Below are 10906 nucleotides of genomic sequence, written 5' to 3'. Positions count from 1 at the left end.
GAATCTCTGTCTTGATAAGAGTTCGTAAGCGATATTTCTGATTGACTATATACTGTAAAAAGAATAATATAAAACTCACTCGACCGTTGAGAGCTGAGTTTTAGGGATGTGCTCGCGTGACGTGATTCGGGTTATCGAGAAAGCCAGGGAAGGGACACCTTAATGAAGAAGCATATCCGCATGGTACTAGCGGCCGTGTGCGCGTTTGCCCTCGTGGGCGCATTCGCACTGGCAGGCTGCTCGTCGCCCGAGAAGAAATCCGAGCCGCAGCAAACTCCGGAGCCGGTCAAAACCGAGCAGCACGAGGCTGTCGAGCTACAGCTGTTCGCTGCGAACTCGCTGTCGAAGGCCATGGATGCCGTGCAGCAACTCTACGCGAAGGATCATAGCTGGGTCACGTTCAAGGACACGCAGTACCTGTCCTCCGGCGAGCTGAACGAGCAGCTGGCGGGCGGTGCTTACGCCGACGTGCTTATCTCGGCCTCCAAGGGCAAGATGGACGAGGCCGTAGAGAAGGGTTATGTCGATCAGGCCACACGCTTCGACATGTTCAAAAACGACCTGGTCATGGTTGTGGGCGAGAACGCTGAGCTGGCTGGCAAAGAGCTGACGCTCGACGACATTGCTTCAGGTGCCTACACGGTAGGTATCGGCGACGACTCCGTTCCGGCTGGCAACTACGCCAACCAGGCGCTTTCTACCGTAGGTTGTTATGTGGATGCCACCGGCAAGACCGGCAAGGACATTACCGGTGCGGGCGGCAGCTACGACGGCACGCCGCTGGCGGGCAAGGTGAACCTGCAAAGCTCGGTGGGCAACGTATGCAAGCAGGTCCAGTCCGGCGCGGTGGACGTGGCGTTTGTGTATAGCTCCGACGTGTACCGCTTCGGCGGTGTCAAAGTGGTCGGCACCGTGCCGGCCGACACGCACAAGAACATCGTCTATCCTGCTGCCGTCTGCAAGGATTCCAAGCAGGCCAAGGCAGCATCCGACTTCCTCGATTGGGCGACCACCGATCCGCAAGCCATCAAGACGTGGCAGGAGTGGGGCTTCGAACTGGTTTCCTAGGCTCGAATGCGTTCAACATAAGGTACGATATGCGAAAAAAGGATGGGCGCGCTTGCCGCCCATCCTTTCCGTGCGATAGGGATGGTCATGGGGACCGATCTTGCCAACAGAGCTGAAACACCGCCGCAGTCGGCGTGCGCCCTCGTGCTTCGGGCGTGCGTCTTAGCCGTCTGTGCGCTGCTCGTGCTCGCCTGCTTGCCGGGTGCCGCGTTTGCCACGGGTGACGACGAGGGCGATGCGACGGTGCCGAACCCTTCGGCAGGCGCTCCGGCGTCAGGCATCGCTGCGGCCCAAGACGGCACGGTCGCCGACGGCGAGGTGCTCGTGGATGCGCAAGGGGCTTCCGCAACGCTCGCAGGCAGTCCGTTTGCTCTGGCGGGTTTCTCTCGTGCCCAGGTGGGCAGCAACAGTGAGGTGGGCGACAGGTACGCAGGCTACCGCTACTATGCAAGCAATGCGCCGGGTAGCGTGGCTGCAATCGTCGCCGATACCTGCGTCGTCGTCTACGTGCCGCCTGAGGTTGCCCAGGCGGTCGGCTTCGACAAGGCCTCGTCGGAGGACCAGACGTATTTCAAGAGCCTGCTCATTGCCCTAGATGCCGCGAATGCAAAAGGCGGCTCGGTGCTGTCGCGCCAGGACAACTGGATATTCTCCAGCGAGCCGGTCGTGACGTACAAGGGCGTTGTGTTCAAGTTCGACCAGGAGCTGAAAACGGGTCAGTATTACGCCACGGTTATCGGCGAGGACGGCTCCGACATTACCGATACCGACAACCCTGCGCACTTGAAACTCGACCATGCCGACTTCGGTATGTTGGCTCCTGCCGCGGACGTGCAAGTAGTCGCAGCGCCGACGGGCATCGACGCTTTTGTGGCATTTCTCGCAGGCATTGACCTGAGTCCTTTGTGGGTCACCCTGAAAACCACGCTTACGGCTATCGTGTTCATCTTCATCCTCGGTCTTGCGGCTGCGTACTTCAGCCTGCGCATTCCTGCGCGGGCCCAGGATGTTGCCGACTCCATCTTCACCATTCCCATGGTGTTGCCGCCGACCGTGTGCGGCTTTCTGTTGCTGCTAGCGTTCGGCAAGAATACGCCGGTGGGCCAGTGGTTCATGGATATCGGCTTCCCGCTTATCTTCAGCTGGCAGGCCACAGTGCTCGCGGCGGTGGTCGTGGCATTCCCGCTGATGTATCGCAGCGCGCGCGGCGCGTTCGAGAATCTGGACCCGAACATGCTGGATGCCGCCCGCACGTTGGGCTGGAGCAACGGAAAGATATTCTTCAAGCTGATGCTGCCGTTGTCGTGGAGCTCCATCGCGGCGGGCACCGTGCTCTCGTTTGCGCGCGCGCTGGGCGAGTTCGGCGCGACGCTGTTTTTGGCGGGCAACTACCTGGGCATCACGCGTACCGTGCCCATCGCCATCTACTTCGAATGGATGAACGGCAACATCGACGTGGCCATTTTCTGGACCGTCGTCATCATGGTGTTCAGCTTCGTGGTCATCCTGTTCATCAACTTATGGGGCAGGCGCACGACGAAGTACCGCCGGGGGGTAGAAGGATGAGCCTGGAAGTTAACGTACGCAAGCGGTTCTCGTCGTTCACGTTGGACGTGGATTTTTCGGCTGAGGCCGAGACGCTGGGGTTCCTCGGGGCGTCGGGGTGCGGGAAGAGCCTGACCATGCGCTGCATCGCGGGCATCGAGACGCCTGACGAGGGGCGCATCGTAGTGAACGGGCAGGTGTTCTTCGACTCCGAGCAGCGCATTAACGTGAAGCCGCAGCAGCGCAAGACGGCGCTGCTGTTCCAGAACTACATGCTGTTCCCGAACCTGACCGTCGCCGAGAACGTGGGTGCGGGTATCGGGCGCGACGTGGCCCGTGGCGATCGCGACGGCATCGTCGCTGCCGAGCTCAAGCGCTTCGGCCTGGAGAGCTTCGACGGGCGCTATCCTGCGCAGCTCTCCGGCGGGCAACAGCAGCGCGTGGCGCTGGCCCGCATGCTGGCCGCGCGCCCTGGCATCCTCATGCTGGACGAGCCGTTCAGCGCGCTGGACGCCCACTTGAAAGGCGTGCTAGAGCAGAACCTAGTCAGCCTGTTCGAGGCCTACGACGGCACCGTGCTCTACGTCAGCCACGACATCGACGAGGCGCTGCGTTTCTGCGACCGCATCGCCGTGGTGGAGGCGGGGCGCATCATGGAGACGGGAACGGGCGACGACCTGGTGAACCGCCCGCAATCGCTTGCTGGCGTGAAGCTGTCGGGCTGCAAGAACGCCACCCCCGCCGTCTTTGCCGACTCGCATCGCGTACGTTTGCCGAAGTGGGGGGTGGAGGTGGAGACGGCGCAGGAGGTGCCGGGCGATGTGACGCACCTGGGCGTGCGCGCCTTCTTCCTCGAGCGGGCCGACGGTCCGGGGCCGAACTGCTACCGCATGCGCGTCGATCGTATCAGCGACTCGCGTTTCGACCGCACCGTGCTGCTGGGATTCCTCGACCGTGCCCAAGACGAGGCTCCGACGGTCAGTGCCGAGGAAGACGAGATGAAGTACCTGCACCAGCACCTGTTCTGGCGCGTCGACAAGCTGAGGGCGGCTCCCGGCGAGCTGCCCTGCGAAGGCGACGAGCTGTGGGTGCATATCCCCCCCGACAAGGTGTACCTGGTGTCGCGGTAGGGGCGTGCCGGCGAGGGTGTTTCGCGCACGACCCGGGCTTCAGCCACTGTCTCACAGATTGCGCCACGCAACTGATGGACGATGCCCTATAATATATCCTCAAAGGAGAAGGGAAGGGCCATGAAAGACAGCCACGGTCGAGTAATCGACTATTTGAGGATATCGCTGACCGATCGCTGCAACTTCCGCTGCATCTACTGCATGCCTGAAGAAGGAGTAAGCCAGCTTGCCCACGACGACATCCTGCGCATCGAGGAGATCGAGCGGGCGGTGCGCGTGGCTGCCGGTATGGGTATCCGCAGCATCCGTCTTACCGGCGGCGAGCCGTTGGTGCGCAAGGGCGTCGTCGATCTGGTGCGCTCTATCGCGGACGTGCCGGGTATCGAGAACGTGTCTATGACCACGAACGGCGTGTTGTTGCCGCAGATGGCGGGCGATCTGAAGGCTGCAGGACTCGCGCGTGTGAATATCTCGCTGGATACGCTTGACGAGGCGCAGTTTCGCCAGATCACGCGCTGTGGTGCGCTCGGACAGACGCTTGACGGCATCGAAGCGGCGCTTGAGGTGGGCTTCAATCCGGTGAAGATCAACGCCGTTGCCGTGCGCAGCCTGGATCAGGACTACCTAGCGTTCGCGAAGCTGTCCCTTGACCGGCCGCTGCATGTGCGCTTTATTGAGTACATGCCCGTGGGCGAGAGTTCGGGTACGGACGGCTGCGGCTGGGGCAAGCAGGACGTCGTGCCCAGCGAGGAGCTGCTCGGCATCATCAACGAGCGCGCACGTGCCGCTGGTATGGACGAGCTGGTGGCGGCTGGGAAAGACAGTCCGCTCGGCTGGGGTCCGGCGCGCTACTTCGAGTTCCCGGGCGCGCAGGGCACGGTCGGGTTCATCTCGCCCTTGTCCCGCCACTTCTGCAGCGAGTGCAACCGCTTGCGCCTGACGGCCGACGGCAAGCTGCGCCCCTGCTTGTTCTCGGACGACGAGTACGACTTGCGCTGCGCGCTGCGCGCCGGCGACGAAGAGGCGGCCCGTGCCGTGTTCGCCCAGGCGCTGCATGCCAAGCCCGACGAGCACCATGACAAAGTAGGAACCGAGCGCGGCATGAGCCAGATAGGCGGCTGACTTACTGCGCCAACCCGCGACCTTTGAACCTGTGAGACCCGAGCCAAGGAGAAACCCATGACCGACCAGCAACTCACCCATATCGACGAGAAGGGTGCCGTGCGCATGGTGGACGTGTCGCAGAAAGCCGACACCGAGCGCGTGGCCGTGGCCGAGGGCTTCATCAGTATGCAGCCTGAAACGCTTGCGCTTATCACCGAGGGCAAAGCCGCTAAAGGCGATGTGCTGGCCTGCGCCCGCGTAGCCGGCGTCATGGCCTCGAAGCGCACGAGCGACCTCATCCCCATGTGTCACCCGCTGAACATCACGAAGGCGAAAGTGGAGTGCGTGCCGGTGGAGGCCGGCGAGCGCGACGACGCCCTCGTGGGTATCCACGTGAGGTGCACCTGCGGCGTCACCGGCAAGACGGGCATCGAGATGGAGGCCCTCATGGCTGCGAGCGTGGCGTGCCTCACGGTATACGACATGTGCAAGGCGGTGGATCGCGGCATGGAGATACAAGACGTGCGCCTGCTGAAGAAAGAGGGCGGCAAGTCGGGTCTTTGGGAGCGCGCCGAACGTCTGCAGCGCTAGGAACCCGGCGAGGTCGATGAGCGGGACTGACGAGTCTTCGAAGTCGCGTAGGTTTCTCGTCACGATGAGTTCGCACCCGTTTGCCCGGGCAGCTTCTATCTGCACGCCATCTTCGTAATCGGTGATGGGCAGCTCGAGTACATCAACGCATGCTGAAACGGGCGTGGGGCAGAGTTCACGCAGGATGAATAGCCCGTGTTGTCGTATGCGAGGCAACTTACCTTCTGCGCAGCGTGGCCGAAGGACGTGCCCAGCGGGTACGTTTCGTTTACGACGGCAGCTCTTCCTCGTCGATCATATTGATAAGTTCTTGTTGGGTGTGGATATCGAGCTTGCGGTAGATATGGTGGATGTGGGTTTTCGCGGTGCCCTCCGAAATGTAGAGCTCCTCCTGAATGCGTGCCGCATTGTACCCCTTGCCCAAAAAGAAGAGCACCTCGCGCTCCCTTTGTGAGAGCAGGTATCGGTTGGCAACAGCCTCGCTTCGCTTGATGAAGGCTGCCCGATGGGCCAGTTGTTGGGCGGATTCGCTTTTCCGTTGGGCGCTGTTTGAGGAGGTATCAACCGCGAAAGCGTCATCGTTGCCGTGGTCGGTGCGTTCGGACGCTGATTCCCGTATCTCCTTCTCGTGGGGAGATATCGACCAGGCGACAAGCATGGCGGTCAGCACCAGCACCGCCCCGCTCGGCACGCCGAAAGGGAGCCGTTCGCTGAGGAAATCGAGGTTGGCAGAATAGGCTATACCCAGCATGGTGCCGATAACCAGGCAGCCGCGGCCTATTCCGAAAATCGAGATAGGGGAAAGCTGGAAAGACTTCGAGAGTCTGCACAGCAGTGTCCAGAGCAGCGCTTCGAAGCATATGAAAGAGGTGAAGAGAACAAGCTTCGCAAACGTGGAATCACTTATCTTCGCAAGAGGTAAAACGAAGATAGCGATGGCGATGAGGGGTATGAGCGCCTGAAGCGGAAAATCCCAGCGCACGCTTTTATCGAAGACGGAAACCAAGGTGAAAACAAAGAGCGAGAGGATACCCGCAAAGGCGAACAGGAACAATTCCAGCCCTGCTTCTTGGGAGGCGAGCACGATCTGTAGCGATGTTTCGCGGAAATAACCCAGGGCGAAGCCGAACAGTACCATGGGGATGCCTAGTCGGAAAACGAAGAACGGATACAGGCTTCCCGCTGAAGAGGGTTTCAATGTTTTTGATTGGCATCCTTGGAATTTCGGTGTCGATGCCCAAAGACACAAAACGCCCCCCAAAGGACACAGACTTGCCAATATGCCGACGAGGAGTGCGGGTAGGTAGCTGTAGGCGAACGTGTAGGCAAGGGTGGAGAGAATAACGGCGACCGTGGTGTTGACGATAATGGTGGTTGCGTTTTGCCGCGAGAACGCGCATCCCCAAAACAACAACAGGGCAGCAGAGCCTATGCCCGTGGTAAATCCGGAGATAAGCGAGAGGGGATCGCCGAAGGTCCCCGTTGCTTCGCCAGCAAGGCCTATAAGCGTGCCGGCGCTTGTCAGCACCGAAGCGCAGATTAGCGCTTGTCTTGAGGTGTAGAGCCCCGAAAGAGTTCGCCGAGAGAAGACGAATACAAAGAGACTGCACACAAAGACGAGCAGCGTGAGCAGAAACGTATCCGCCAAGTAGGGGGACGCTGCTTGGCGCGTGAGGATGGGGGAGCTGAAGTATATCCATGTCTGGTAGAATCCGAAGCCAACCGCCAGCATATTCAATTCCCCTGAAGTTGATTTTTCACCGAAATCAACGTTTACGCTGATGTGCGGGATTCTGATACCCATAAGCCTCCTTGCAGCGTGACTGGACTCGCCAGTGGCAAACTCTTCTCGTCAATTAAGCTCATACCTGATTCTACTCAATTTCAGAGTGCTCCGGTGCTGTTGAGTCCCCTCAACCATACGCAGGATGATACAAATCATCCTCTTGCGGATGATGCAAATAGACAGCAAAACACAACTCACGTTATGAGGGTCATCCCTTGAGCCGTTCCTACTATACCAATACAGGTTCACGTGCTTCCATGTTTCCGCCAGGGCGAAAGCAAAAATCGGAAAACGGTTAAGGGGAATCGTTTTCCAGGGGCTCTTCGCATCGGGTGGATAGAAAACAGGGACTCGACGCATTTTGGACGCAAGATGCCAAGCGAACAGGCACGGAGCCAGGGCAATGCAGGGCGAAGTGAAGGAGGTTGAAGCTATGGCAATGGATAAAGGATGGAAAGAAGTCGCCAAAGACGGCTCTTACATTGTCAGGACGTGCGGATGGTCACCCCCGGGAGACCATCCCGTTGGATGCGGCATGAAGCTGACCATCAAAGACGGCAAATTGGTGCATGTCGAAGGTGATGAGCAGCATCCGGTAACGCAGGGGCGCTTGTGTATTAGGTGTCTTGATCTTCCCGAGGTCGTCCATAGTCCCGAGCGCATCATTCACCCGATGAAGCGCGATCCTAAAGATCGCGGCAAAGACAAGTGGGAGCAGATCTCGCTTGACGAGGCATATCACCTGATCGCCGATAGAGTTGCCGAGATCAAGCAAGACTTCGGTGCGGAATCTATCGTCGTGTACGGCGGTACGGGTCGTGAGGCATCGCTCTACTATTATCCCCTCGGTTTTGCAACGCTCGGCACGCCGAACGTCTGCTATCCCCACAGCGGCTTCTCCTGCTACGGTCCGCGCTGCTCCATCACCGACTACATCCTTGGTGCGGGGTATCCGGAAATTGACTTTGCAGGGTATTTCGAGGATCGCTACAACAATCCCGAATTTGAGTTGCCGGAATGGATTGTATGCTGGGGCAAGATGCCTCTAGCATCCAACGGCGACGGCATGTTCGGCCACGCTATCCTCGACATGATGAAGATGGGTACGCGGGTTATCATGATTGACCCCCGCATTACCTGGTTGGGGGCGTTTGAGGGCAATATGACGTTGCAGCTCAAGCCTAACACCGATGCTGCATTGGGACTGGGTCTCATTAACGTCATTATTCAGGAAGACCTCTACGATCACGACTTTGTTGAGAACTGGTGCTTCGGTTTCGACGAGCTTGCCGAGCGTGCTGCCGAGTTCCCGCCCGAGCGCGTTGAAGAGCTGACGTGGGTTCGCGCCGACGATCTTAAAGAGGTTGCGCGCACCATCGGTAAGGCGCGTCCGGTTTCGTTTGCCTGGGGCCTTCCGGTTGACCAGAACCCCAATGGCGTGCAGGCAGGCCATACCATCATTGCATTGGCGGCGCTTACCGGCATGATCGATGTGCCTGGTGGTTTGACGCTTGGTCCTCCGCATGGTCTGTTCGGTTCGTGGCGCTTCAGCACGCGTTTCCAGATTTCCGACGAGCTGTACGCTAAGCGCATCGGTGCCAACGACTATCCGGCCGTGTCGAATGCTATGAGCTCGACGCATCCCGACCTCACGCTGGACACGCTGGAAACAGGAGAGCCCTACGAGCTTCATATGGCGTGGTTTAACTCCGTCAACATCCTTTCGCCCACGTGCTGCGCGCAGCCTGAGCGGTGGTACAAGGCTCTGCTGAAGATGGACTTTAACGTCATCCAAGACCTGTTTATGACGCCGACGGCTATGGCGTTGGCCGATGTGTTCTTGCCGCTTTCCACGTTTGCCGAGCATGATGGCCTGGTTCTGACGCACTACGGCCGCAATCCTGCCTTCATGGGTGCCATGAACAAAGCTTTGCAAATTGGCGAGTGCCGCTCCGATATCGAGCACTGCATGGAGTTGGGCAAGATTATCAACCCGGATGGCTGGCCATTCGAAGATGCGGCCGACTTCTTTAATCAGCAGGTTGGCGAAGAGTTCGACTTCGATTTCGACGGTCTGCGCGATATGTGCCTGTATCAGCCGGAGTATACGTATCGCAAGTACGAGAAGGGCATGTTGCGCGCCGATGGCGAGCCGGGCTTCGATACCGTTACGGGCAAGGTCGAGCTGTATTCCACGCTCTTCGATGCCTGGGGCGAAGACCCGCTGCCGTACTACGAGCAGCCCCGATGGGACCAGATTAGCCGTCCTGAAGACGCGGAAGAGTTCCCGCTGCTCATGACGACGGGTGCCCGCGAGTACACCTCGTTCCATTCCGAGCATCGCCAGATTCCGATGATGCGGGAGATCAAGCGCTATCCCGACATCGAAATCAACCCTGCTACCGCAGCACAGTTCGGCATTGAAGATGGCGACTGGGTGCGGGTTGAAAACCAGTTGGGCAGCGCCATCGAGAAGGCGCACTTGGTCGAGACTATCGATCCTCGTGTGGTGCACTGCCGTCACGGTTGGTGGTATCCGGAGCAGGAAGGCGAGGCTCCCAATTTGTATGGCGTGTTCAAGTCGAACATCAACAGCCTGATCCCTCACAAGGAAATCGGAAAGCTTGGATTCGGCGCTCCCTTCAAGTGCGTGATGTGCAAGATCACTAAGGTTGACGGACTCGACGGCTAAGCGATTCGACGGATTGGAGGAATGATAATGAGTGAAAAATACGGTCTGTTGATCGACTACAAGTACTGCTCTGGTTGCCACACCTGCGAGGTTGCCTGCAAGCGCGAAAAAGGGCTGAAAGAGGGCGAGTGGGGCATAAAGCTGCTGGAGAAAGGCCCCTTCAAGATTGGCGAAGGCATCCACGATGCCTGGGATTGGAGCTACGTTCCCGTGCCAACGTCGCGCTGCGATTTGTGCGAGGAGCGCGTTAGCGCGGGCGAGAAGCCGGCGTGCGTCAAGCATTGCTTGGCGTTCTGTATGGACTGGGGCCCGATGAGCGAGCTGGCCGAAAAGGCGAGCGCGGCTGATCACCAGGTGGCAATTTTCCTTCCGTAACAGTCGAATTTTCTCAAAGGAGGATGACATGACGCTCGATGAATTCCTGGCTATTGACGACAGCAAAAAGCAATTGGAGTACTTGAACGGTGCTCTTGCTGAGGGGAAAAGCCCTGATGGGTTGGCTGAAGAGTTCGGCACCAATCGAAGGATACTGGGCGAGCACGGTTTTTACTACGTTGCTAAGAAGTTTGTGTACAAGACTCCGAGTGGTGTTTTGAACGCAATGATGTAATGCGCTGCCGAAGGGGTCACGGTACCCATCCCGTGCCTTCTGGAGCTTTGACATAAAACAAGAAGAAGCAAATTAAGCAAAAGGAGGTACCCATCGTGTGCTTTAGACCACCGGAGGCAAGTGCGAGCGGGGGTACGGTGTGCCCTCAATGTGGAAAGACGATTCAGAGTATGAGTGGGGTAACGCTGAAGAAGTGTCCCTTCTGTAAGGCGGAAATGGCGGCTTCTCCTGCTGCCCCACCAGCTCCGGGCAGTCCGGCTGCGCCTGGTAGCCCGGCGGCTCCTGGTAGCCCGGCGGCTCCGGGGGCCCCAAAAGTGCCTCCGGTTCCTCGGGGGTCCCAGCCGCCGGTCTCTTAAGAAAACACAGGGGGCTGGCTGGGC

9 protein-coding genes are annotated in these 10906 nt (G+C 59.0%); 8 read left to right on the top strand and 1 reads right to left on the bottom strand.

All coding sequences use genetic code 11. The features are described from left to right. Positions 1–162 precede the first annotated feature (162 nt). From modA to moaC, 5 genes are all read left to right on the top strand, one after another. Complete coding sequence (gene modA, locus RR842_RS08485; protein WP_332514549.1) at positions 163–1068, top strand: molybdate ABC transporter substrate-binding protein; 906 nt, start codon at positions 163–165, stop codon at positions 1066–1068. Between the two features lie 87 nt (positions 1069–1155). After that, positions 1156–2634, top strand: a complete 1479-nt coding sequence (gene modB, locus RR842_RS08480; RefSeq protein WP_332729459.1) for a molybdate ABC transporter permease subunit — start codon at positions 1156–1158, stop codon at positions 2632–2634. Further along, positions 2631–3743, top strand: a complete 1113-nt coding sequence (locus tag RR842_RS08475) for an ATP-binding cassette domain-containing protein (RefSeq protein ID WP_332514553.1) — start codon at positions 2631–2633, stop codon at positions 3741–3743. Before modB ends, RR842_RS08475 begins: the two co-directional genes overlap by 4 nt. Before the next feature lie 120 nt (positions 3744–3863). Next, positions 3864–4865, top strand: a complete 1002-nt coding sequence (gene moaA / locus RR842_RS08470; RefSeq protein ID WP_332514555.1) for a GTP 3',8-cyclase MoaA — start codon at positions 3864–3866, stop codon at positions 4863–4865. Positions 4866–4922: 57 nt separating this feature from the next. Further along, the gene (gene moaC, locus RR842_RS08465; RefSeq protein WP_332724469.1) at positions 4923–5438 is read left to right on the top strand and encodes a cyclic pyranopterin monophosphate synthase MoaC; all 516 of its coding nucleotides are present in this window, start codon (positions 4923–4925) and stop codon (positions 5436–5438) included. A gap of 268 nt (positions 5439–5706) precedes the next feature. Here the strand turns inward: moaC and RR842_RS08460 are convergent, their stop codons facing one another. Then, on the bottom strand, positions 5707–7242 hold the full coding sequence (locus RR842_RS08460; protein WP_332729458.1) for a LuxR C-terminal-related transcriptional regulator: 1536 nt from the start codon (positions 7240–7242) through the stop codon (positions 5707–5709). A gap of 415 nt (positions 7243–7657) precedes the next feature. Here RR842_RS08460 and RR842_RS08455 point away from each other — a divergent pair, with 415 nt between their 5' ends. The 3 genes from RR842_RS08455 to RR842_RS08445 are packed head-to-tail and all read left to right on the top strand — an operon-like array spanning position 7658 to position 10526. Beyond that, the gene (locus RR842_RS08455) at positions 7658–9916 is read left to right on the top strand and encodes a molybdopterin-dependent oxidoreductase (protein WP_332729457.1); all 2259 of its coding nucleotides are present in this window, start codon (positions 7658–7660) and stop codon (positions 9914–9916) included. Positions 9917–9943: 27 nt separating this feature from the next. After that, the gene (locus RR842_RS08450; protein ID WP_332517850.1) at positions 9944–10291 is read left to right on the top strand and encodes an oxidoreductase; all 348 of its coding nucleotides are present in this window, start codon (positions 9944–9946) and stop codon (positions 10289–10291) included. Positions 10292–10319: 28 nt separating this feature from the next. Continuing rightward, a complete protein-coding gene (locus RR842_RS08445) occupies positions 10320–10526 on the top strand; it encodes a hypothetical protein (protein ID WP_332517849.1) in 207 nt (68 codons plus the stop codon). Positions 10527–10906: the final 380 nt, after the last annotated feature.

The sequence above is a fragment of the Gordonibacter sp. genome (assembly GCF_036667095.1).
Lineage (GTDB): Bacteria > Actinomycetota > Coriobacteriia > Coriobacteriales > Eggerthellaceae > Gordonibacter.
This window is presented reverse-complemented; position numbering and strand designations above follow the sequence as displayed.

What these genes read in the sequence shown, in the direction of transcription:
- RR842_RS08455 (WP_332729457.1), top strand. Translation starts at nt 7,658, where the DNA reads ATGGCAATGGATAAAGGATGGAAAGAAGTCGCCAAAGACGGCTCTTAC.
- RR842_RS08450 (WP_332517850.1), top strand. Translation starts at nt 9,944, where the DNA reads ATGAGTGAAAAATACGGTCTGTTGATCGACTACAAGTACTGCTCTGGT.
- RR842_RS08460 (WP_332729458.1), bottom strand. Translation starts at nt 7,242, where the DNA reads ATGGGTATCAGAATCCCGCACATCAGCGTAAACGTTGATTTCGGTGAA.
- RR842_RS08445 (WP_332517849.1), top strand. Translation starts at nt 10,320, where the DNA reads ATGACGCTCGATGAATTCCTGGCTATTGACGACAGCAAAAAGCAATTG.
- moaC (WP_332724469.1), top strand. Translation starts at nt 4,923, where the DNA reads ATGACCGACCAGCAACTCACCCATATCGACGAGAAGGGTGCCGTGCGC.
- modB (WP_332729459.1), top strand. Translation starts at nt 1,156, where the DNA reads ATGGGGACCGATCTTGCCAACAGAGCTGAAACACCGCCGCAGTCGGCG.
- modA (WP_332514549.1), top strand. Translation starts at nt 163, where the DNA reads ATGAAGAAGCATATCCGCATGGTACTAGCGGCCGTGTGCGCGTTTGCC.
- moaA (WP_332514555.1), top strand. Translation starts at nt 3,864, where the DNA reads ATGAAAGACAGCCACGGTCGAGTAATCGACTATTTGAGGATATCGCTG.
- RR842_RS08475 (WP_332514553.1), top strand. Translation starts at nt 2,631, where the DNA reads ATGAGCCTGGAAGTTAACGTACGCAAGCGGTTCTCGTCGTTCACGTTG.